General features: G+C 70.5%; 21 protein-coding genes, 1 tRNA gene and 1 pseudogene. 11 read left to right on the top strand and 12 right to left on the bottom strand.

Annotated elements, in window-relative coordinates; genetic code table 11:
* The 3 genes and pseudogenes from DJ73_RS10495 to DJ73_RS10485 all read right to left on the bottom strand — a co-directional run.
* A pseudogene (locus DJ73_RS10495) lies at window positions 1-180 on the bottom strand (hypothetical protein); the annotation flags it as partial.
* 70 nt (window positions 181-250) lie between these two features.
* The gene (locus tag DJ73_RS10490) at window positions 251-1,957 is read right to left on the bottom strand and encodes a succinic semialdehyde dehydrogenase (protein WP_094522621.1); all 1,707 of its coding nucleotides are present in this window, start codon (window positions 1,955-1,957) and stop codon (window positions 251-253) included.
* A 94-nt stretch (window positions 1,958-2,051) separates the two neighbouring features.
* Entirely contained in the window at window positions 2,052-3,071 is a 1,020-nt protein-coding gene (locus DJ73_RS10485) for an AI-2E family transporter (protein WP_094557918.1), read from the bottom strand.
* A gap of 153 nt (window positions 3,072-3,224) precedes the next feature.
* Between DJ73_RS10485 and DJ73_RS10480 the strand changes: the two genes are divergently transcribed.
* The 4 genes from DJ73_RS10480 to DJ73_RS10465 all read left to right on the top strand — a co-directional run bounded on the left by DJ73_RS10480 (window position 3,225) and on the right by DJ73_RS10465 (window position 6,031).
* Entirely contained in the window at window positions 3,225-4,397 is a 1,173-nt protein-coding gene (locus DJ73_RS10480) for an aminotransferase class I/II-fold pyridoxal phosphate-dependent enzyme (RefSeq protein ID WP_094527502.1), read from the top strand.
* Between the two features lies 1 nt (window position 4,398).
* Window positions 4,399-4,683, top strand: a complete 285-nt coding sequence (locus DJ73_RS10475; protein WP_094522615.1) for a hypothetical protein — start codon at window positions 4,399-4,401, stop codon at window positions 4,681-4,683.
* Between the two features lie 114 nt (window positions 4,684-4,797).
* Complete coding sequence (locus tag DJ73_RS10470) at window positions 4,798-5,175, top strand: translation initiation factor IF-5A (RefSeq protein ID WP_094522613.1); 378 nt, start codon at window positions 4,798-4,800, stop codon at window positions 5,173-5,175.
* Window positions 5,176-5,182: 7 nt separating this feature from the next.
* On the top strand, window positions 5,183-6,031 hold the full coding sequence (locus DJ73_RS10465) for an agmatinase family protein (protein ID WP_094522611.1): 849 nt from the start codon (window positions 5,183-5,185) through the stop codon (window positions 6,029-6,031).
* Between the two features lie 30 nt (window positions 6,032-6,061).
* On the opposite strand, the gene DJ73_RS10460 is transcribed toward DJ73_RS10465, so the two are convergent.
* The 5 genes from DJ73_RS10460 to DJ73_RS10440 all read right to left on the bottom strand — a co-directional run bounded on the left by DJ73_RS10460 (window position 6,062) and on the right by DJ73_RS10440 (window position 11,859).
* The gene (locus DJ73_RS10460; RefSeq protein ID WP_094522609.1) at window positions 6,062-6,313 is read right to left on the bottom strand and encodes a hypothetical protein; all 252 of its coding nucleotides are present in this window, start codon (window positions 6,311-6,313) and stop codon (window positions 6,062-6,064) included.
* Between the two features lie 56 nt (window positions 6,314-6,369).
* Complete coding sequence (gene nadC, locus DJ73_RS10455) at window positions 6,370-7,197, bottom strand: carboxylating nicotinate-nucleotide diphosphorylase (RefSeq protein WP_094527500.1); 828 nt, start codon at window positions 7,195-7,197, stop codon at window positions 6,370-6,372.
* Entirely contained in the window at window positions 7,191-8,858 is a 1,668-nt protein-coding gene (locus tag DJ73_RS10450) for an L-aspartate oxidase (RefSeq protein ID WP_094557917.1), read from the bottom strand. Before DJ73_RS10450 ends, nadC begins: the two co-directional genes overlap by 7 nt.
* Entirely contained in the window at window positions 8,855-9,988 is a 1,134-nt protein-coding gene (gene nadA / locus DJ73_RS10445; protein WP_094557916.1) for a quinolinate synthase NadA, read from the bottom strand. The genes DJ73_RS10450 and nadA overlap by 4 nt, the downstream gene beginning before the upstream one ends.
* Before the next feature lie 293 nt (window positions 9,989-10,281).
* Window positions 10,282-11,859, bottom strand: coding sequence for an amidohydrolase (locus tag DJ73_RS10440; RefSeq protein ID WP_094522601.1), 1,578 nt, complete (start codon window positions 11,857-11,859; stop codon window positions 10,282-10,284).
* Between the two features lie 81 nt (window positions 11,860-11,940).
* On the opposite strand from DJ73_RS10440, the gene DJ73_RS10435 reads away from it, so the two are divergent.
* Window positions 11,941-12,390, top strand: coding sequence for a universal stress protein (locus DJ73_RS10435; protein ID WP_094522599.1), 450 nt, complete (start codon window positions 11,941-11,943; stop codon window positions 12,388-12,390).
* A 78-nt stretch (window positions 12,391-12,468) separates the two neighbouring features.
* Here the strand turns inward: DJ73_RS10435 and DJ73_RS10430 are convergent, their stop codons facing one another.
* Both DJ73_RS10430 and DJ73_RS10425 read right to left on the bottom strand, forming a co-directional pair.
* A complete protein-coding gene (locus DJ73_RS10430; RefSeq protein WP_094522597.1) occupies window positions 12,469-12,699 on the bottom strand; it encodes a hypothetical protein in 231 nt (76 codons plus the stop codon).
* 86 nt (window positions 12,700-12,785) lie between these two features.
* Window positions 12,786-14,183, bottom strand: coding sequence for an APC family permease (locus DJ73_RS10425; protein WP_094522595.1), 1,398 nt, complete (start codon window positions 14,181-14,183; stop codon window positions 12,786-12,788).
* Window positions 14,184-14,391: 208 nt separating this feature from the next.
* Here DJ73_RS10425 and DJ73_RS10420 point away from each other — a divergent pair, with 208 nt between their 5' ends.
* The gene (locus tag DJ73_RS10420; RefSeq protein WP_141212707.1) at window positions 14,392-14,790 is read left to right on the top strand and encodes a hypothetical protein; all 399 of its coding nucleotides are present in this window, start codon (window positions 14,392-14,394) and stop codon (window positions 14,788-14,790) included.
* A 76-nt stretch (window positions 14,791-14,866) separates the two neighbouring features.
* Here DJ73_RS10420 and DJ73_RS10415 read toward each other — a convergent pair whose 3' ends face one another.
* Window positions 14,867-15,820, bottom strand: a complete 954-nt coding sequence (locus tag DJ73_RS10415; RefSeq protein WP_094527497.1) for an alpha/beta hydrolase — start codon at window positions 15,818-15,820, stop codon at window positions 14,867-14,869.
* Between the two features lie 49 nt (window positions 15,821-15,869).
* Between DJ73_RS10415 and DJ73_RS10410 the strand changes: the two genes are divergently transcribed.
* On the top strand, window positions 15,870-17,306 hold the full coding sequence (locus tag DJ73_RS10410) for a DEAD/DEAH box helicase family protein (protein WP_094557915.1): 1,437 nt from the start codon (window positions 15,870-15,872) through the stop codon (window positions 17,304-17,306).
* Window positions 17,307-17,586: 280 nt separating this feature from the next.
* Entirely contained in the window at window positions 17,587-17,790 is a 204-nt protein-coding gene (locus DJ73_RS10405) for a hypothetical protein (RefSeq protein ID WP_094522587.1), read from the top strand.
* 65 nt (window positions 17,791-17,855) lie between these two features.
* Here the strand turns inward: DJ73_RS10405 and udk are convergent, their stop codons facing one another.
* Window positions 17,856-18,554, bottom strand: a complete 699-nt coding sequence (gene udk, locus DJ73_RS10400) for a uridine kinase (protein WP_094522585.1) — start codon at window positions 18,552-18,554, stop codon at window positions 17,856-17,858.
* A 237-nt stretch (window positions 18,555-18,791) separates the two neighbouring features.
* Between udk and DJ73_RS10395 the strand changes: the two genes are divergently transcribed.
* From DJ73_RS10395 to DJ73_RS10385, 3 genes are all read left to right on the top strand, one after another.
* The gene (locus tag DJ73_RS10395; protein WP_094522583.1) at window positions 18,792-19,421 is read left to right on the top strand and encodes a cyclic nucleotide-binding/CBS domain-containing protein; all 630 of its coding nucleotides are present in this window, start codon (window positions 18,792-18,794) and stop codon (window positions 19,419-19,421) included.
* 96 nt (window positions 19,422-19,517) lie between these two features.
* On the top strand, window positions 19,518-20,051 hold the full coding sequence (locus tag DJ73_RS10390; protein ID WP_094522581.1) for a GNAT family N-acetyltransferase: 534 nt from the start codon (window positions 19,518-19,520) through the stop codon (window positions 20,049-20,051).
* A 68-nt stretch (window positions 20,052-20,119) separates the two neighbouring features.
* A tRNA-Thr gene (locus tag DJ73_RS10385) sits at window positions 20,120-20,193 on the top strand.
* Window positions 20,194-20,217 lie beyond the last annotated feature (24 nt).

The raw sequence follows: 20,217 nt of genomic DNA, 5'->3' as shown, positions 1-20,217 counted from the left end.
GAGGACGTCGCCGTCGGCGTACGTCTCGGTCAGCCGCTCCAGTTCGGGGTACCAGTCGCGTCTCAGCCTGCCGTACGTCCCGTCGAGGAGGTCGTCGATTCGGCCGCTCGCGTCGCCGTCGGCCGCCGCGGGGAACGCGTCGACGACCCGCCGCAGTTCGGCGGGGTCCGGTCCTGCCATGCTTTCACGTGGCGGGCGACGGTCTTGAATCCGCAGGTCGCCGCGCCGTCGCCGACCCGATACCCTCCGGTTATCGCAGCCCGATCCGCGCTTTCAGCCGTCGCACGCCCCGACTCGCCTTCCGGCCGAGCGCGGTCGCGGCGAACGCGCCGCGGACGAACCAGTCGGTCGGGATCCGGTCTGGGAAGCCGAGCGGGCCGACGCGGGACACCCCCACCGTCCGCGACTCCGTGTACCGCCGGATCCCCTCCGGACCGTGGCGGCGGCCGAGCCCCGAGTCGCCGAACCCGCCCATCGGCGCGTCGGCCGCGCCCCACGTCGCGAGGAAGCCGTCGTTGACGTTGACGGTGCCGCAGTCGATCTCGCGGGCGACCGCCGCGCCGCGCTCGCGGTCCCCGGTCCACACGCTCGCGTTGAGGCCGAACGGCGAGTCGTTGGCGGCGGCGACCGCGGCGGCCGCGTCCGGGACGGGCGTCACGACGACGACCGGTCCGAACGTCTCCTCGCAGGCGACCGTCGCGTCCGGCTCGACGCCCGTCAAGACGGTCGGCTCGTAGCAGTACGGCGCCACGTCCGGCCGGTGGGCCCCGCCCGTTTCGACGGTCGCGCCCGCCTCGCGGGCCTCGTCCACGTGACTCCGGACGCGGTCCAACTGGTCGGCGTCGATCAGCGAGCCGAGGTCCGCGTCGTAGTCGTAGCCCGTGCCGAGCGTGAGCGCCTCCGTCTCGCGGACGAACGCGTCGCGGAACGGCCGGTAGGCCGACTCCTCGACGTAGATCCGCTCGGCCGAGAGGCAGAGCTGCCCGGCGTTCGAGAAGCAGGCGTCGATCGCACCGCGGGCCGCCTCGTCGACGTCGGCGTCGTCGAGCACGACGAGCGGGTTGTTGCCGCCGAGCTCCAGCGAGCAGTCGATCAGGTTCCGGCCCGCGCGCTCGGCGACGGTCCGACCCGTCTCGGTGCTCCCGGTGAACGCCACGTAGTCGACCGCGTCGATCAGCGCGGGCCCGACCGTCGGCCCCTCGCCGGTGACGACTTGGAAGAGGTCGTCGGGAAGCCCGGCGACCTCCAGGAGCTCTGAGAGCGCGAGGGCCCCGTACGGCGTCTTCTCGTCGGGTTTCACCACGACCGCGTTGCCCGCGGCGAGCGCCGGGAGCGCGTCGGCCATCGACAGCGTCAGCGGGTAGTTCCACGGCGAGACGACGCCGACGACGCCGACCGGGTCGTAGGTGACCGTCGCGGTCGCGAACCCGGGCATGACCCCGCGCCGGCGTTCCTCGGCGAGCGCGCCGGGCGCCTCGTCCGCGAGGTAGTCGCAGCCGGTCGGCACGTCGAACAGCTCCTCGACCGCGGTCCGCCGGGACTTCCCGGTCTCCAGCTGGAGGAGGTCGAGGAGCTCCTCGCGGTGCTCCAAGACGAGGTCGCCGAACCGGTCGATGAGGGCCGCGCGCTCGGTCGCGGGGACTGCCTCCCACTCTGCCTGCGCCGACCGGGCGCGCTCGACCGCGGCGGCGACGTCGGCCGCGTCGCAGGCCGGGACCGAGCCGAGTCGCTCGGTCGTCGCCGGCGCGAACACGTCGAGCGCGTCGCTCTCGCCGGACGTGTCGCCGTCCGCGGGCGGTTCGCCGTCGCCGGACGAGTCAGTCGATGCTGGCGAATCCGCGGGCGCCGCGCGACGCGCGCGATCCGCGAGGTCGTCGAGCCGTCGCGTCGAGAGGTGAGGCGCGTCCGCGAGCGCGGCGGGCGCGGCCGTCTGGGACGGCGGGTCCGTCGAGGACATCGGTTGTCAAAAGGAGGGTCGGGAGCGGGAAAGCCGTGCCGGTGGCCCGGCCGCCGACCGGTCCGGTCGGGACCGGGGGCAAGCCACTCGCCGGTCACTTCGGCGCGCCAGTCGCCGGCTCGACCGGGGTCGACGTGCCCTCGTTTTCGGAGAGCATCTCGATGATCTCAAGCAGGAGCGACACGACGAGCGGCCCGACGATGATCCCGACCGCGCCGACGGTGAGGATGCCCCCCACGAAGCCGACGAGGTAGAGCCCGGGCGATATCTTCCCCGTCCAGTCGGCGAGCTGCGTCCGGATCACCGCGTCCGGGACGAAGGAGACGACGCCGAGCCCGAAGACAACCACGAGGATCGCTCGCGTCGTCTCCCCGATCAGGAGGTCGCCAGTGCCCAGCGCGACGACGAGCACGCTGGGCCCGACGACGGGAACGAACTGGAGGACGCCGGCGATGACGGCCAACAGGACCGGCGAGCGGTACCCGAGGAGCGCGAACAGCGCGAGCGCGAGGACGAATGTCGCGGCGGCCGTGGCCGCCTGGAGGATGTAGATGGAGTACAGCGTCGTGCGCGTCCGGCGGTGCAGCCGCATCGGGATGTCGCGGTACTCGGGGGGTACTATCTTGAACACGGCAGTGCCGACCGCGTCCGGCCGGAGGAGGAGCCCGTACACGAGGATGGTGAACACGATGAGTTCGAGCGCGAGCCGCGGCGCCGCGGCGGTGATCGCGAGCGCGAGGTCTCGGAGCGCGATCCGGACGGCCGACACCACCGGCGCCGCCTCGATGGGGAACCGGAGACCCAGCGCCTCTACGACGAGGACGTCGGGGATCTGTCCCAGCAGGTCGATCAGTCGGGACCGCTGCCGGTACAGGACGTACAGCAGCGGGACCACGAGGAGCGCGGCGGCGAGGAAGGCGAGGACGGTGGACGCGGCGCAGGCGACCCGGCGCGACAGCCCTCGACCGACGAGTCGCTTCCGAAGGGGGTAGAGGACGTACGCGAACGTGATCGCGAAGACGACGGTCCGGAGCACCTCCGCCAGCACGAACGCCGCGATCGCGGCCGTCGCGACGAGGAGCGCGCCGAGGACCCGAGAGCGAGAGAGTATCATGGCTTCCCGTCGCGGCGACGGCTGAAAGTCATTCCGACGGTGCGGGGTCGGGGACGCGGCGACGGCGACGATTGCGGCTCGAGCGGCGCCGGCCGGGACGGACACCCCGTCAGGGACCGTAGCAACTAACCTCACGCCACTCCCACGTCGGGTATGCGCATCGACCCGTTCGGCCTCGAACGCTGGTTCGCGGAGTACGAGCACGAGGCCGACATCATGTTGGCCGAGAGCGGGATCCGCTCACTCGACGCGAGCCGCTTCGATCTGGACCCGGGGAAACTCGACTACGTGATCCCGACGAACGGCGATCCGGAGTTCCGCGCGTCGGTCGGCGACCGGTACGGCCGGAGCGCCGACGAGGTGCTGTTCACCTGCGGGACGCAGGAGGCGAACTTCCTCACGTTCCTCTCGCTGCTCGGGGACAAGGCGGGCGTGGGCGACGGGACGCCGAGCAGCGACGGGGCGGGCGACTCCGCCGCCGTCGGATCGGGGTGCCACGCGGTCGTCGTCACCCCCACGTATCAGGCGCTTCACGCCGTTCCGGACGCGTTCGGCGACGTGACCCGCGTCGAGCTGGAGCCGCCGGAGTGGGGGCTCGACCCGGACGCGATCGCCGACGCGGCCCGCGACGACACCGCCGTGATCGTCGTGAACAACCCCAACAACCCCACCGGCCGGTACCACGACGAGGCGGCGATGCGGGCGGTCTACGACGTCGCCGTCGAGCACGACGCGTACCTCCTCTGCGACGAGGTGTACCGACTGCTCGCGGCGGAGCCGCACCCCCCGGTCGCGAGCTTCGGACGCCACGGAATCTCGACGACGAGCCTCACGAAAGCGTACGGGCTCGCGGGGCTCCGGTTCGGCTGGATCGCCGGTCCCGAGGCGGTCGTCGAGCGCGCGTGGCGGTGGAAGGATTACACCACCATCTCGCCGTCGCTGTTCGGCCAGTACGTCGCGAAGCAGGCGCTCGGCCGGCGCGAGACGAAGATTTTAGCGGAGAACCGCGAACTGGCGGAGACGCACCGCGCGATCGTCGCGGAGTGGCTGGACCGCCACGGCCTCGACTGGTACGACCCGGTCGGCGTCAACGGGTTCGTCACCGTTCCCGACGGCTTCGACGACGCCGAGTCGTTCTGCCGGACCGTCGTCGAGACGGAGAGCGTCGTGCTGGCGCCCGGCGGGCTGTTCGGCTTCCCGGACCGCTTCCGGATCGGGTTCGGGCTGCCGACGTCGGAGTTGGAGGAGGGGTTGGAACGGGTGGGCCGCGTGATCGAGACGGCGACCGCCGAAGGCGGGGACGTCGACGCGGCGGGAGGTGCCTGAGATGGGCTTTTTCAGCGACATCAAAGACGACGTGGTCGGCTTCGTCCGCGACCCGACCGACGAGCAGAAGGTGCTGTTCGTCGCCGTCGTCGTCATGGCGATCGCCGACCGCGCGTTCTGGTGGATCGACTTCCCGTTCGTCGTGCGGACGACCGCGGCGGTCGGAGTCGGGTTCATCGGTCTCTTCGTCGCCAGCTACCTTCTCACCGGACAGTTCGTCCCGCCGGACGGGGACGCGGACGACGAGGACGAGCGGGAGGAGTACGTCGACGAGATGGATCCGTAACTCGGCTCGCAGCCGCGGTCGGCACCCCTTCGTTCTGGGGTGCGAACCCGCGGCGAACGCCGGCGTCGGCGCCGTTCCAAACCGTTTATACCCGCCCCGAAAAAAGTAGCGGGCATGCCGCGAGAGCAGAAGCAGGTTCGCGAACTCCAGGAGGGCAGCTACGTGATGATGGACAGTGCGCCCTGCAAGATCAACCACTACAGCACAGCAAAGCCCGGCAAACACGGGAGCGCCAAGGCGCGCGTCGAGGGCAAGGGGGTCTTCGACGACAGGAAGCGCTCGCTCTCTCAGCCGGTCGACGCGAAGGTCTGGGTCCCGATCATCCAGCGGAAGCAGGGACAGGTCGTCTCCGTCTCCGGGAACGACGCGCAGGTCATGGACCTCGACACCTACGAGACGTTCACGATGCGCATCCCCGAGGGCGAGGACTTCTCCTCGGACGACAACATCGAGTACCTCGAGTACGAGGGTCAGCGCAAGGTCGTCGGGTAGTCGAGGCATGTTCCCCGGAGCGACGACCGACCGCGAGGCTGCTTCCTACGTGGTTGTCGGCGCTCCCCTCGACGCCACGACCACGTTTCAGCCCGGTGCCCGGTTCGGACCGGACCGAGTCCGGCGATTCGCAGAGACGTACGACGACTACGACCGCAGGACGGACAGCTACTTCTCCGCGCTCGACGTCCACGACGCCGGCGACGTCCCCACGTGGGACGACGTCGAGGCGTACCTCGATCACCTCGCCGCCGAGCTCCGGAGCGTCGCGCTCGACGACGCCGTCCCCCTCCTCGTCGGCGGCGAACACACCGTCACCTACGCCGGCGTCCAGGCGGTCGATCCAGACGTCCTCGTCGTCTGCGACGCACACCTCGACCTTCGAGACGCGTACGACGGGAACCCCTGGAGCCACGCCTGCGTCACCCGTCGGTGTCTCGACGACCTCGGCGTCGACCGGGCGGTGATCGTCGGTGCTCGCACGGGCTCGGAGGCCGAGTGGGACCGCGCGGCCGACACCGACGTCGAGGTCGTGCCGCCCGAGGAAGCGCGCGCGTGGCTCGACGGGGTCACCGGAGACGACCGCGATGGCGCTTCCGACCCCTTCGCGGGGGAGTCGGTGTACTGTTCCGTCGACGTCGACGGGCTCGACCCCGGCTTCGCGCCGGGGACGGGAACGATGGAGCCGTTCGGGCTCGTCCCCCGCGAGGCCCGCGACCTCGTCCGGGCCGTCGCGGCTCGCGCCGACGGCTTCGACGTCGTCGAAGTGAACGACCGCGACGACGGACAGGCCGCGGCGGTCGGCGGCAAGCTCCTCCGGGAGTTCGTCCGGGCCCACGCGGCGGGCGGCGACTGACCGCTCCGAGCGGCCGCGGGCGCCGACCGCCTACGACAGCTCGGAGAGCCGGCGGCGGGCCGCCGTGACGGCCGCCATCGCGTCGATCCACTCGCGCGGATCCGTACACCAGATCCGATCGCCCTCGACGCTGACGCAGAATACCGAATCGGTGGAGGGCGAGAGGGTGACCCCGTCGACGTCGGGGCGGTCGCCGAGGTAGGAGTCGATCAGTCGTCGCGCCGTCTCCGCCTCCGGCTGGAGGCGGCTGCCGGCCGCGTACTCGATGGCTATCTCTGCCATACCCTCGTCTAGGAACTACATGATTAATAACTACTGTTTTCTGGCAGGGCTTGCGGCTACGTCGGACTCGCGTCCCCGTCGGTTCGAAACGAGTAGTCCAGCGCGGGCGCGCTGTGGGTGAGCGCTCCGAGCGACACGACGTCGACACCGGTCGTCGCGTATTCCCCGATGTCGTCGAGTCCGATCCCGCCGCTCGCCTCAGTGAGGACGCCCTCCGGGACGCGATCGACGGCCCGCCGCGTCGTCGCCGGGCTCATGTTGTCGAGGAGAACGACGTCGGCCCCCGCGTCGGCGGCGCGAGCCGCCGTCTGAGGCGACTCGGCCTCGACTTCCACGTTCGTGGCGAACGAGGACCGTTCGCGGAACCGCTCTACCGCGGTTTCCAAGCCCAGCTCGGCGATGTGATTGTCCTTCACCATGACCATATGCGACAGATCGAGTCGGTGGGTGTCGCCGCCGCCGGCCGCGACCGCTCGCTTCTCGACGCCGCGGAGCCCGGGCGTGGTCTTTCGGGTCGCCGCCACCGTCGGCGGGTCGTCGGTCGCCGCTCTCGCGAGGCGAACCGCCTCGCTGGTTCGCGTGGCGACGCCCGAGGCGTGACCGGCGACGTTGACCGCGACCCGCTCCGCGCGGAGAACTCCTCGAGCCGGCCCGGAGACCGACAAGACGGCCTCGCCTGCCGCCACGCCGGCGCCTGACTCGACGAGCGGCTCGGCGTCGACGCCCGAGGTCTCAAACACGGACGCGGCCGCCTCGATCCCCGCCGCCACGCCGGCTTCCGTGGCGACGAGACGACCGGCCGCCTCCCCCGGCACGTCGTTCGTCACGTCGTGGTGGCCGAGGTCCTCCCGCAGCCACGACTCGATCGTCGCCTCGGTCAACACCCTTCGTCACCCCCTCGCGGACCGCGGACCCCGGTCGACCCCGACCGACCGCCGTCGGATCTCGGGGCCCCATCGGTTTCAACGACGCCGCCGTCGACCAGACGGTGACACCCCGCCGAGGGCGACTCGGCGGCGTCGCGCGCGATGAGCAGTCCGCAGACCACGGCGTTTCGCAGCTCCGAGAGCTCTCGGCTACGGCGCGTCCGCGCGTACGCGTCGACCTCGCCCTTCAGTCGACGCAGCGAGGCCGCCGCGTTCCGGACGCCCGAGCGGGTCCGCTCGACGCCCAATCGCTCGTCCATCGTTCGGCGGAGCCGATCGAATTTCGCCGCCTCGAACGACGTCGGCAACTCCGGGTCGTCGGACGGCAGGTCGGGGACTGAGAGAGCCGCTCCCGGTGGGTCGCTCTCGGCCGCGGCCGTCTCGCCGGCACGAAGTCCCCAGACGAGCCCCTCCAGCAGGCCCGTGGAGGCCAACCGGTTGGCGCCGTGGACGCCGGTCCGCGAACACTCGCCGACGGCGAACAGCCGGTCGATCGAGGCCCGTCCGCGCTCGTCGACCGCCACGCCGCCACAGAGGAAGTGTTGCGCCGGCGCGACGGGGATCCCGGTAGACGGGTCGAGGCCGCGCTCGGCGCACATCGACGCCAAGTCCGGGAACCGGTCCGCGAAGCCGATCCCGTCGACGTCGAGGACGACGGATCCGGTCTCTCGGCGTTCGTCCGCGACCGCGCGTGCGACGACGTCGCGCGGCGCGAGTTCGGCGTCCTCGTGGACCGCCGGCATGAACCGCTCGCCGTCCGCGTTGCGGAGGACGGCGCCGGCCCCTCTGACGGCCTCGCTCACGAGGAACGGATCGGCGTCGCCGTCGACGTCAGCGGCCTCGGCGGCCTCGCCCCCGGGAAACGCCGTGGGGTGGAACTGGACGTACGCCGCGTCCGCGACCGTCGCGCCCGCGAGCGCCGCCATGGCGATCCCGTCGCCGGTCGCTCCGTCCGGGTTCGTCGACGTGCCGTAGCAGGCGCCGATACCACCGGTGGCGAGGACCGTCGAGCCGGCCGCGACCGTTCCCGTTTCACCGCCGCGTTCGAGCAGCGCGCCGTCGACGCCCGCGCCGTTGCCGAGCAGGTCGAGGACCGCCGTGTCCTGCAGCAGACGGACCCCGGCGAGCCCGTCGAGGTAGTCGAGAAACGGCGGGAGGAGGTGCGATCCGGTCGAGGCGTCGACGTGAACGATCCGGTCCGCGGAGTGACCCCCCTCGCGACAGCGGGCGAGCGCGTCGAGACGCGCGTCGGCGGGGTCCGCGGTCCCGGTCCGGTCCTCCGCGCGGTCGAACGGGACGCCGAGCGTGTCAACGAGCACGTCGGCGACCGCGTCCCGACTCTCGCTCACGAGCGCCTCGACCGCTTCCGGGTCCGCCTCGCCGTCTGCGGCCGCGAGGACGTCGCGTCGGAACGACGCCGAGTCCTCGGTGGCGACCGCCACGCCGCCCTGCGCCCAGTACGTGTTGGCGTCGGCCGGGCGGCTCGCCTTGGTCACCACCGTCACCTCGGCGCCGGTCCGGGCCGCGGCCAGCGCCGCCGCGCACCCGGCGACGCCGGCGCCGACCACCAGGACGTCCGTCCGTGCGCCGTTCGGCGGCGCGGTCGCCGCCCCGGTCATAGCTCCAGCATGCGGTCGAGCGCGGTCGCCGCCGACTCCCGCTCGGCCGACGCGACCTCGATCACGTTCCGCTCGCGTCCCGCGACGAGCTCTTCGAGGATCCAGAGCAGATAGTTCGGGTCGATCTGGCGCATCGCGTTGCAGTCCATGCAGGCGTCGCCGCAGAGCGGAACCACTTCGACTTCCGGGTGCCACCGGTCGAGGTGCTTCGCGAGGTGGATTTCCGTCCCGATGGCGACCGTCTCGCCCGGGTCGGCGGACGCGACGGTCTCTCGGATCGTCGCCGTCGAGCCGACGGTGTCCGCGGCCTCGACGACCTCGTGGCGGCACTCCGGGTGGACGACGACCTCGGCGTCGGGGTGCGCCTCGCGGACCTCGTCGACGTGGCGCGGCCGGAAGCGCTCGTGGACCTGGCAGTACCCCTCCCAGAGGATCACGTCGCTGTCGGCGACGGCGTCGGCGTCCTGTCCCGCCGGGTCCCACGGGTCCCAGACGGTCGTCGAGTCGTCGAGCCCGAGGTCGACGGCGGTGTTGAACCCGAGGTGCTTGTCCGGGAGGAACAGCACCGCGTCGCCCCGGTCGAGGGCCCACTCGAAGGCGTCCGCGGCGTTCGAAGAGGTGCAAACGAGACCCCCGTGGTCCGCGCAGAACGCCTTCAGGTCGGCGTACGAGTTCATGTACGTCACGGGAACGACTTCCCTGTCGCCCGCCGCCGCGGTCAGCTCCTTCCACGCGGCGTCGACCTGTAACGCCTCGGCCATGCCGGCCATCGGGCAGGAGGCCTCCATCGACGGCAGGTGGACCGTCTGATCCTCGTCGGTGACGATATCGGCCGACTCGGCCATGAACGTCACGCCGCCGAAGACGACGTTACTCGCGTCCGTCTCGGCCGCTCGCGTCGAGAGCTGATACGAGTCGCCGACGAAGTCCGCGTTCTCGACGATTTCCTCGCGCTGGTAGTTGTGGCCGAGGACGACGACGTCATCGCCGAGCGCGTCGCGCGCGGCGTCGAGCCTGGACGCCCGCTCGTCGGGCCCGAGTTTTCGGTACTCCACCGGAAGCGGTTCGAGCCCGTCGTATTTGAAGAGACTCAGCTCCGTATCGATGTCTGTTGATTCGAGTGTTGGCATTCGATCGTTCTCTCTGGGAAGTATCAGATTCAATGGCTCGTTTTGTATAAATTTTTTCTTCAAATTGGCCGTCAACGGTTTCGATTCCTTCGTCGTGGGTTTCGTGAGGAACAACCTTCGAACGAGGGCGTCGCCGCTCGCGGGCGGAGCGGCGTCGCTCACGAACGGGCCGCCGTCCGCGACGACGAGTCCGCCCATCGCGTCCCGCGCGCTCAGCAGTCACCGCGGAGCAGAACGAGATCGGACCGGGGACTGCGCCGCGACCGCCGTCTGGCGTCGGGCCGGTCGTCAGTTCAGCGCCCGTCGTACACGACCTCGCCGTCGACGACCGTCATCGCGACGCCGACGTCTCGGATCGCGTCCGACGCCTCCCACGGCGACGCGTCGAGCGCGACGAGGTCGGCGCGCTTGCCGACCGCGACCGTGCCGAGCCGGTCCTCGTCGAAGCCAGCGTAGGCCGCGCCGCGGGTGTACGCGCGCAGCGCCTCGGTCACCGTCAGCCGCTGCGCCTCCGCGGGGGCGTTGACCGCGTGGTGGACGCCGAGGAGGGGGTCCATCGGCATCCCGTCCGAACCGAACGCGAGGGCCACGCCGGCGTCGAGCATGTCGCGGTAGCGGTTCGTCTCGGCGGTCCGTTCCGGCCCGAGTCGGGTCTCGTAGAGCCCGTCCTCGCCCGCCCACTTGAGGAAGTTCGGCTGGACGCTGGCGACGACACCCGACGCCGCGAGCCGGTCGATCGCCTCGTCGTCGGCGAGTTCGACGTGCTCGATCCGGTGGCGCGCCTCGCCGGGGTCGGTCTCGGAGGCCCCCTCGTAGGCGTCGAGGACGGCGTCGACCGCCTCGTCGCCGATGGCGTGGGCGGTGAACTGGTAGCCGGCTGCGGTCGCCGCGGCCACCGTCTCGGACAGCTCCGGGGGGTCGACGACCCACTGCCCGGTCTCGTCCGGGGCGTCCGCGTACGGCTCCGAGATTCGGGCGGTCCGGCCGCCGAAGCTCCCGTCCGTGTACGACTTGATCGCGCCCGCCCGGACCGTGTCGCTCCCGTCGTTCGTTCCGAGGCCGACCTCGCGGAGCGCGTCGAGGTGGTCGCTCCAGTAGTTGATCCGGACGCGCGCGGTCAGTTCGTCCTCGGCCTCCAGATCGCGGTAGGCCCGCGGCGCGTGGGAGTTCCGCACCATGTCGTGGAAGCCGGTGATCCCCTTCGCGGCGCAGTCGGCGAGCGCGGCCTCGACGATCTCCCGGGTCTCGGCCGGTCCGGGCTCGATCGCCTCGTAGATCGGGTCGATAGCGCTCTCTAACAGGACGCCGGTCGGCTCTCCGTCCGCGTCGGTCGGCACCGTCTCGTCGGGGGCCGCGGCGAGCGCGTCGGCGAACCGGTCGAGGGCGACCCCGTTGACCGCGGCGACGTGCATGTCCTCGCGGAACGCGGCCACGGGTCGCTCCGTCGAGACGCGGTCGAGGTCCGCCCGCGTCAGGTAGCGGTCCTCCGCCCACGTCGACTCGTCGTAGCCGTAGCCGAGGACGGGGTCGGCGGGGGCGTCGGAGCCGGACTCCGCCTCCACCTCGGCCGCCCGTTCCGCCAGCAGGTCGACCGCCTCGTCCGGGGAGTCGGCGGCCGAGAGGTCCGCGTGGACGAGGTAGCGCCCGACCGTCGTCAGGTGGGTGTGCGCGTCGACGAAGCCCGGGAGGAGGACGCGCCCGCCGAGGTCGACGACGTCGGTGTCGACCCCTTCGAGGAACTCGACCTCGCGGGTGCTGCCGAGGCGAACGATCGCCCCGTCGCGGACCGCGACCGCCTCGTGGGTCTCGTCGGGCGCCGCGAGCGTGTGGACCTCTCCGTTCACGAACAGTCGATCCGCGGCCGCTGTCATGGAGAGTTCGGCGGGTGGCAGCGTGTTAACCGTTCGGGAAACGGCGACCAATTTATTCGATGACGCCGCGAATCGCCGCGTATGTACGACCGCATCCTACTCCCCACGGACGGCAGCGAGGGCGTCGACCGCGCGATCGACCACGCCGTCGACGCCGCTGACCGATACGACGCGACCTTGCACGTGCTGTACGTCGTCGACAGCGACGTGATCAACGCCTACTCCGGCGACGAGTTCGTCGACGGCTCGGAAGGCGCCGAGGAGACGCTAGAGGAGCGCGGTCGCCAGGCGCTCGACGAGGTGGCGGCCCACGCCGGCGACGCCGGCGTCGACGTCGTCACCGACTTGGTGTACGGCGTCCCCCACGAGGAGATCCTCCGGTACGCCGACAGGGAGGACATCGACCTGACGGTGATGGGCTCGAAGACGCGCTCCGGCGACTACCGGCGGATGCTCGGCTCCGTCACCGAGCGCGTCTCGCGTCGGTCGACCGCGCCGGTCAGCATCGTGAAGACGACGGTCGAGGAGTGAGGCGACCCCGACGACACCGGCGGAAGGCGACGAGTCTCGAGCCGGCGACGCCGCGGCCCCTCCGACGCGGCCGTCACGCTACCCGGTAAGCGGGAGGAGGATCCCGAACACGAACGGTGAGAGAAGCGCGACCGCCGTCCCGAGGAACTCCAGGTCGAGCAGCAGGGTCTCCTCCCATCCGGGTACCTGCAGCCCGCCCGCGTGGATGATCGCCTTCCCGACCGCGCCGGTCAGGAACAGACAGACTCCGAGCAGCACACTCCGCTTGGTGGCTTTCGAGTAGTCCAACTCACCGTAGCGTCCCGCCATGTCACTCGCTCGGACGGTCTACTAACGATTCCCATTTCGACGGGTTCGGGCTGGGAAACGGCGAGCGCCCCGCTCGTCGCGACCCCTCACTCCTCTTCCCGTTTCGAGACGGCCGCGGCCTCGTCCAACGGTTCCGACGCGTCCGGTTCGCGGTCGAAGTACGTCCCCAGCGCGCCGGTACGGTCGGTTCGCGAGCGTGCGTACGCGAGATACCAGACGGCGCTTCCCGCGCTGATCCCGACGGCGCCGACGACGGAAATCAGCCCCATCTGGGCGATCAACAGAACGCCGCCGATCACGCCGAGGACCTGTACCACGGGGTAGCCGGGAGAGCGGAACTCCGGGTCGTAGAAATCGCCGCCGACCTCCCGGAAGACGATCACGGAGACGTTCTCCAAGGAGAACACGAGGATGAGAAAGGCGCTAGCCAGCTTCGCGAGGTCCACGACCGGGACGAAGGCGATGAGCGTGAGCAACACCCCACCGGTCACGAGCACGGCGTTCACCGGCGTCAGAAACCGTGGACTGATCCGCCCGATCCGCTCGGGCAGTAGCGAATCACGGCTCATCGCGAGGAGGAACCGCGACGTCCCCAAGACGCCCGCGTTCGCCATGCTGGTGAGTGCAAGCACGGCGGTGACGGCGACGACCGTCACGCCCGCACCTCCGAACACTCGCTCGGCGCCGTCGGCCATCGGGGTCAGGGAGGTGCCGCCGGTCGGACCACCGTGAACGAGGGTATCGGCCGGGACGACGCCGACGATTACGCCCACGACGGCGGTGTAAACGGCCAACATCACCCCGATAGAGATGAGCATCGCGCGCGGGATGTTCCGTCCGGGGTCGCTGATCTCCTCCGCGACGGAGGCGACTTCCCCGATCCCGGCGTACGAGACGAAGACGAAGGCGGTGGCAGTGGCGATCCCACCGAGTCCGTGGCTGACGAACGGCGAATACTGAACCGGGTTCGAGAGCCCGACTCCGCCGACGACGTATGCGCCGAGCACGAGGACGACGAGGCTCACGAGGACGCCCTGCACCTGACCGCTCTTTTCTGTCCCGAACATGTTGAGTAGAATAACGACTCCACCGAGGCCGAGCGCGACCGCCTTCACGAGGGTCGCCGGGACGTTCACGAGTAGCAGCAGGTACGCACCGAGGCCGACAAGCGCGAACGCGCTCTTGAACACGAGCGAAAACCAGACACCGATACCCGCGACCGTGCCGAACAGCGGGCCCATGGCGCGATCGATGTAGAGATACGTACCGCCGTCTTCCGGCATCGCCGTCGCCATCTCCGCCTTCGAGAGTGCGTTCGGAAGGACGATCAGCCCGGCCAACAGGTAAGCGACGATGACCGCCGGCCCCGCCTTCTTAAATCCGACCGCGGGGAGCACGAAGATCCCGCCACCGATCATCGCGCCCATGCTCAGCGTCACCGCCGAGTACAGGCCGAGGTCCCGTTTCAGGTCTCCTTCGCTCATTACGCCATCTCCATTTTGCAAAGGGTTATTTCTTCGGTATCCTTAACAGAGAGACGGTTTTTTCGGTAAAAAGCAATACAGTAATATTTTTGTGGTTTCGGCGACGATTCGACACCTGTGGATCGTTTCGCTCGCTCCCCGGACGCCGCGCCCGCGCCCCGAGCGAGACGAGACGCTACGGGCCTCGCGGTCGGACGGCGGTGTTCACATGTTCATCAATCATCTGAGAGCGGACGAACGGACGACGCTCGTGGAAGAGGCACTCCGGCTGTCCGTGGAGGTCGGCGTCGAAGGGGCCGCGGTGTTCGGCGGCGGTCTCCTGCTGTACTTCGTCGTCGGGGGACTCCTAACGAACGCGATACGACCGAGGACACCGTACCCCCTGTTCTCGATCCAGTCCGACCCGGTACTCCTCTCTCTCGGGGCGTTGGTCGGCGCTTTCACCGTGCAAGCCGCCGGCTCGCTGCTCTTGTATCGGTTCTACGTCGGGGACGAAGACGGGTCGGCCGCGTCGATCGCGTTGGGTCTCGTCGCGTTGGGGGCCGGCGGTGGACTCCTCCAGATGACACTGCCGGCGGCTTGGGAACTGCTGATCCCCCTCGTCTGACCCCGGCGGCCACCTACCGGCCGACGGCCTCTCCCGGGGTCCCCGGGCGTCCTCGGTCTCCCAGCGACCGCGTACGTCACAGTCTCGCTTCGACGTCGCCGGCGACGGCCGACAGCGCTTCCTCCGCGACGGCGACGCGGTCCGAGAGACTGCAGAACCCGTGGGCCATCGCCGGGTAGTGGCGGTGCTCGACCGGCGTCCCCTCACCGTCGAACCGCTCCGCGAGCGCCGCCCCGTCGTCCCGGAGGGGATCGAACCCGGCGGTGACGACGGTCGCGGGCGGAAGCCCGCCGAGGTCGCCCGCGCGGAGGGGCACCGCGAACGGGTTGTGCGCGTCCACGGGGCTCCGGAGGTACCGGTCGTAGAACCACCGCATGTCCGCGCGGGTGAGCAAGGGGCCGTCGGCGTTCTCGCGGTACGAGTCGGTCTCGAAGTCGTCGCCCGCGATCGGGTAGAGGAGGAACTGGCCGGCGACGTCGACGGCGCTGTCGCCCAGTTCCCGACGGTGCAGACAGGCCGCGAGCGCGAGCGTCGCCCCGGCGCTGGTGCCGGAGACGCCGAGCCGGTCGGGGTCGCCGCCGACCGCCGCCGCGTTGTCCGCGACCCACTCCACGGCCGCGGCCGCCTCGTCGACGGCGACGGGGAAGGGGTGTTCGGGCGCGAGCCGGTAGTCGACGGAGACGACGACCGCCCCCGTGCGAGTCGCCAGCTCGCGACACGGACCGTCGATGGAGTCGAGGGTGCCGAGCGTCCAGCCCCCGCCGTGGAAGTGGACGAGGGTGCGGGCGGGCGGCGTCGATCCGTCGAGGGCCGCCTCGGGTCGGTACACCCGCACCGGCAGTTCGCCGTGGGGACCGTCGAACGCGAGGTCCCTGACGTCGGCGACGGCGGGCTCCGGGTCGCCGGAGAACACCTCGTCCTCGACGCGCCTCGCGGCGCCGACGGAGAGGGCGTGCCACTCGGGGAGCCCGAGCGCCTCGATCTCGTCGACGACGGCCGCCAGTTCGGGGTCGAGTTCGTCCGCGCGCATGGCGGACGGAGGCGGTGCCCCTTTGTAAGTCGGTCGGCAACGTCAGGCGATGAACGTCCGGCTGACCTACGAGGACGGGACGATTCGGGTCGACGCCGGAGACTCGGCCGGGGGCGCTACGGAGGAGTCGACGGACGACGAAGCCGGATCGACCGACTGCGAGCCCCTCGCGTCGCTCCCGCCGCTCCCGGGCGTCGAGGCCGACCCGCGCTCGGGGACCGGCCGCGCACCGGCCTACCGCTACGCCGCGATCCGCCGCGCGCTGGAGGTCGCCGGCGCGAGCGTCGAGGACCACGTGCTGGACGCGAGCGATCGGGCCGCGCAGGAGGCGGGGCTCCCGGACGCGCTCGCGACCGACTACGACCTGCGGGAGTACCAGCGCGAGGCGCTCGACGCGTGGCGCGACGCGGGCGACCGCGGCGTGCTCGAGCTCCCGACCGGGGCGGGCAAAACCGTGATCGCGATCCGCGCGACGGTCGAACTCGGCGTCCCGACGCTCGTCGTCGTTCCCACGGTCGACCTCCTCGACCAGTGGCAGCGCGAGCTCGAGCGCGAGTTCGACGTGCCGATCGGGCGGTTCGGCGGCGGCGAGCAGCGTCGGGAGGCGATCACGGTGTCGACGTACGACTCGGCGTACCTGAAGGCCGGCGGCGTCGGCGACGCCTTCGAGCTGGTCGTCTTCGACGAGGTCCACCACCTCGGCGGCGAGGGGTACCGCGACGTCGCCCGGCTGCTCGCGGCGCCCGCGCGCCTCGGGTTGACGGCGACCTTCGAGCGCCCGGACGGCGCCCACGAGACGGTCGCGGAGCTGATCGGCGACCGCGTCTACGCGCTCGACGTCGACGACCTCGCTGGCGACCACCTCGCGCCGTACGACATCCGCCGGATCGAGGTGGAGCTGACGCCCGAGGAGCGCGAGCGCTACGACGAGAAGCAGGGCGCGTTCGTCGAGTACGTCCGCGAGGCGGGGATCACCTTCTCCAGCGGGAGCGACTACCGGGAACTGGTCAAGCGTTCCGGCAACGACCCCGCGGCCCGCGAGGCCCTCCTCGCGAAACAGGACGCCCGCGAGATCATGATGAACGCCGACCGGAAGGTCGACCGGTTGGAGTCGATCCTCGACCGGCACCGCGACGACCGCGTGATCGTCTTCACCGCCCACACCGACCTCGTCTACCGGCTCTCGGAGCGGTTCCTACTTCCGGCGATCACCGCGGAGACGGGGGCGAAGGAGCGACGGGAGATCTTGGAGCGCTTCCGCGAGGGGACCTACGGCCGCGTCGTCGCCGCGAACGTGCTCGACGAGGGGGTCGACGTGCCGGACGCGAACGTCGCGGTCGTCCTCTCCGGGTCGGGCAGCGAACGGGAGTTCACCCAGCGGCTCGGGCGGGTGTTGCGGCCCAAAGAGGACGGCGGGCGGGCGATACTCTACGAGGTCGTCAGCGCGGAGACCGCGGAGGAACGGGTGGCGAGCCGGCGGCGCTGAACGGCGAACGTCCGAGAGATCATATTTGCATCGACCCGAGCGACCGCGGCGGTTGCTTATAAACGGTCGGTGGCGCGTGCCTGCGAGGCCGCCTCGCGGCCGAGTGGCACGCGCGAGGTCGCCCCCGCGAGCCACGACGCGTGTCCCTTTCACGAGCCATTCTTCGGCTTTCGCAGGCGGCTCACTCATCGAAGCCCGTCCACTATCGTGATTGCGAGTCGCTCGGCGCTACCGCCCCGTCGACCCTGTCGTTTGTCACTGTCGAGAAAAAACGGCACGCATGGGCAGCGACGGTCTCATCGAGCTCGATCAGGAGTGTTGGATTGCGTTCGCGAAGTACAATCTGTTGCTGGCAACGGCGTTCGGTATTCTCGCCGTGGGCGCCCGGACAATACTGGCGGACAACGTCTTGCTGATCGTCGAAAACGGAGCGCTCGCGCTGTTGTTCGGCGCCATCCAGACGTACGCCTGGCTCTCGTCCTGACGCGTTTCGGCTCCGGCGACCACTCAAAAATGACGAGCTACCGGGATCCGACGGCTCCCGTCGATTCAGTCGTCGCCGTTCATGTCGAGCGAGCGCTTCTCGCCGAGCTCCTCCTCCAAGCTCCCGCGCTCCCAGCTCCGAACGGCGTCGCCCTCGACCTCGGCGCGGAGCTTCTCCTCTAAGAGGTTCACGGCGACGCTGTTGGCCCCCTCCGGGATGATCACGTCGGCGTGCTTCTTCGACGGCTCGATGAACTGCTCGTGCATCGGCTTCACCGTCGAGAGGTACTGGTCGATGACGCCCTCCAGGTCGCGGCCGCGATCGATGACGTCCCGGCGGATCCGGCGCAGGATCCGGACGTCGGCGTCGGTCTCGACGAACAGCCGCAGGTCCATCATGTCGTTTATCTCCTCGTCGTACAACGCGAGGATCCCCTCCAGCACGATGACGTCGGTGGGTTCGACCGTCACGCGCTCCGCCTTCCGGTTGTGGATCTCGAAGTCGTACTGCGGCATCTGCACGGACTGGCCCTCCAGCAGCGCTTCGAGGTGCTCGCGGAGGAGCTCCCACTCGAACGCCGACGGGTGGTCGTAGTTGACGGACTGTCGCTCCTCGAAGTCGAGGTGCGAGAGGTCCTCGTAGTAGTTGTCCAACGGGATGCGGGTGACGCTGTCGCCGAGGTCGCGAGTGACGAGCCGGGAGACGGTCGTCTTCCCCGCGCCGGTCCCTCCCGCGATCCCGATCACGAACGAGGGAATGGTCATGTGCTGGCTCGAACGCCGGAGGGTTTGAACCCTCCTCTTCGGTTCGCGGCCACGAGCCGAGCGAGGCGTCAAGCGCGTCGCGAACTGGCGCCAGGTGCGTCGCGATCCGGAGTCGAGCGCGTCGCGGCGACGGGACGAGGGAACCGTCGTTTTCAGTGCCGATCGGCTGGCTACGGTCGGAACGGATATAACGATACCGGGGGCAGCTTTTAGCCGTTTGCGTGGGATCCACGGTCCATGCGAACAGACACCACGGTTCGTGACGTGATGCATCGCGAGTTCCTCGGCGTGAGCGAGTCCGACGGCCTGACCGACGCGGCGGCGCTGATGGTCGAGGAGGAGACCGACTGCCTCGTCGTCGTTCGCGGCGGCGAGCCAGTCGGACGGCTCGGCTCTCGGGACGCGCTCGGTGCGCTCCTCGACGCCGACGTCCAGAGCGAAGGAGACGCAGGCGGTCCCACGGTCGGGTCGGTGATGGGACCGCCCCTTCCGACGGTGACGCCGGACGACTCGCTCGCGGCAGTCGAGGAGCGCCTCGTCTCCGAGGGGGCCGACCGCGTCGTGGCGGTCGAGGGCGGCGAGGCGGTCGGCGTCGTCACCGCCGGCGACGCGCTCGCCGCGGGCGCACCGCGGACCGGCGACGGGGCTCGCGAGGCCGCAGTCGCCGACGAGTCGCTCCACGGAACGCGGCGCGGCGACGAGGGGATGCTCGGCTCGGACGGCGGCGTCGACTCGACGAGCGATGCCGCCGCGACGGACGCGTCGGGATCGGCGACGCAGGGCGTCTGCGAGAGCTGCGGGGCGCTCGTCCCGGACCTGGTGACCGCCAACGGGCAGGCCGTCTGTCCGGAGTGCCGCGAGGTGTGAGCCGTCCGACCGGCTCTCTTCCCGTCGTCCCGACCGGCGGCCGCGACCGGATCGCGTCGGTACCCTCATCCCGCGGCGCGCCGAACGAGCGAACGAATGTCAGACGACGAGCGCCCGACGGTCGCGCCGGCGACGGTCGACGACGTCGACGACGTCACCGACCTGTGGGTCGCGCTGGCGGAGGACCAGCGAAGCCACGGCTCCACGCTGCTCGCCGAGCCGAACCGCACAGCGGTGCGCGAGTGGGTCGCGCGTTCCGTCGTCACCGGTGAACTGCTCGTCGCTCGCGACGGCGACCTCGACGGCGCCCCGGTCGGCTTCGTCGGCTTCTCGATCGACCGCGAGGGCTACGAGCGCGACCGCGTCCGCGGAACGGTAAGCAACCTGTTCGTGGTCTCCGAACGCCGCGGCGAGGGTATCGGCGCCGACCTCCTCGACGCCGCCGAGCGCGCGCTGGCGGCGGCGGGCGCCGAAACGGTCGCGCTGGAGGCGCTCGCCGACAACGACCGGGCCCGCGCGTTTTACGACAGTCGCGGGTACGACCTCCACCGCGTCGAGCTGACGAAGTCGCTGTCGGAGCGGGTCGGCGACGAGTCCGACACCGGGGGGTCCGCGGGCGGAACCGAGTGACCGCGGACGAACGTCAGGCTCGCCGAAAGCGACACGCACTCATAGGAGGCCCGAGTACGCCAATCCGCGCCAGGGGAGCATGGGCGGTTCATGCACTCGACTTGTAATCGAGACTTCCGGGGTTCAAATCCCTGCCCTGGCTTGAAACGATTCGTTCAATTTCCCC

Source organism: Halorubrum sp. Ea1 (genome assembly GCF_002252965.1).
Classification (GTDB): Archaea; Halobacteriota; Halobacteria; order Halobacteriales; family Haloferacaceae; genus Halorubrum.
Note: the sequence above shows the minus strand (reverse complement) of the source record. Positions and strands in the feature narration are given on the sequence as shown.

Bases quoted from the DNA above. Each gene is read 5' to 3' on its own strand.
- DJ73_RS10490 (WP_094522621.1), bottom strand. From the start codon at position 1,957: ATGTCCTCGACGGACCCGCCGTCCCAGACGGCCGCGCCCGCCGCGCTC.
- DJ73_RS10485 (WP_094557918.1), bottom strand. From the start codon at position 3,071: ATGATACTCTCTCGCTCTCGGGTCCTCGGCGCGCTCCTCGTCGCGACG.
- DJ73_RS10480 (WP_094527502.1), top strand. From the start codon at position 3,225: ATGCGCATCGACCCGTTCGGCCTCGAACGCTGGTTCGCGGAGTACGAG.
- DJ73_RS10475 (WP_094522615.1), top strand. From the start codon at position 4,399: ATGGGCTTTTTCAGCGACATCAAAGACGACGTGGTCGGCTTCGTCCGC.
- DJ73_RS10470 (WP_094522613.1), top strand. From the start codon at position 4,798: ATGCCGCGAGAGCAGAAGCAGGTTCGCGAACTCCAGGAGGGCAGCTAC.
- DJ73_RS10465 (WP_094522611.1), top strand. From the start codon at position 5,183: ATGTTCCCCGGAGCGACGACCGACCGCGAGGCTGCTTCCTACGTGGTT.
- DJ73_RS10460 (WP_094522609.1), bottom strand. From the start codon at position 6,313: ATGGCAGAGATAGCCATCGAGTACGCGGCCGGCAGCCGCCTCCAGCCG.
- DJ73_RS10450 (WP_094557917.1), bottom strand. From the start codon at position 8,858: ATGACCGGGGCGGCGACCGCGCCGCCGAACGGCGCACGGACGGACGTC.
- nadA (WP_094557916.1), bottom strand. From the start codon at position 9,988: ATGCCAACACTCGAATCAACAGACATCGATACGGAGCTGAGTCTCTTC.
- DJ73_RS10440 (WP_094522601.1), bottom strand. From the start codon at position 11,859: ATGACAGCGGCCGCGGATCGACTGTTCGTGAACGGAGAGGTCCACACG.
- DJ73_RS10435 (WP_094522599.1), top strand. From the start codon at position 11,941: ATGTACGACCGCATCCTACTCCCCACGGACGGCAGCGAGGGCGTCGAC.
- DJ73_RS10430 (WP_094522597.1), bottom strand. From the start codon at position 12,699: ATGGCGGGACGCTACGGTGAGTTGGACTACTCGAAAGCCACCAAGCGG.
- DJ73_RS10425 (WP_094522595.1), bottom strand. From the start codon at position 14,183: ATGAGCGAAGGAGACCTGAAACGGGACCTCGGCCTGTACTCGGCGGTG.
- DJ73_RS10420 (WP_141212707.1), top strand. From the start codon at position 14,392: ATGTTCATCAATCATCTGAGAGCGGACGAACGGACGACGCTCGTGGAA.
- DJ73_RS10415 (WP_094527497.1), bottom strand. From the start codon at position 15,820: ATGCGCGCGGACGAACTCGACCCCGAACTGGCGGCCGTCGTCGACGAG.
- DJ73_RS10410 (WP_094557915.1), top strand. From the start codon at position 15,870: ATGAACGTCCGGCTGACCTACGAGGACGGGACGATTCGGGTCGACGCC.
- DJ73_RS10405 (WP_094522587.1), top strand. From the start codon at position 17,587: ATGGGCAGCGACGGTCTCATCGAGCTCGATCAGGAGTGTTGGATTGCG.
- udk (WP_094522585.1), bottom strand. From the start codon at position 18,554: ATGACCATTCCCTCGTTCGTGATCGGGATCGCGGGAGGGACCGGCGCG.
- DJ73_RS10395 (WP_094522583.1), top strand. From the start codon at position 18,792: ATGCGAACAGACACCACGGTTCGTGACGTGATGCATCGCGAGTTCCTC.
- DJ73_RS10390 (WP_094522581.1), top strand. From the start codon at position 19,518: ATGTCAGACGACGAGCGCCCGACGGTCGCGCCGGCGACGGTCGACGAC.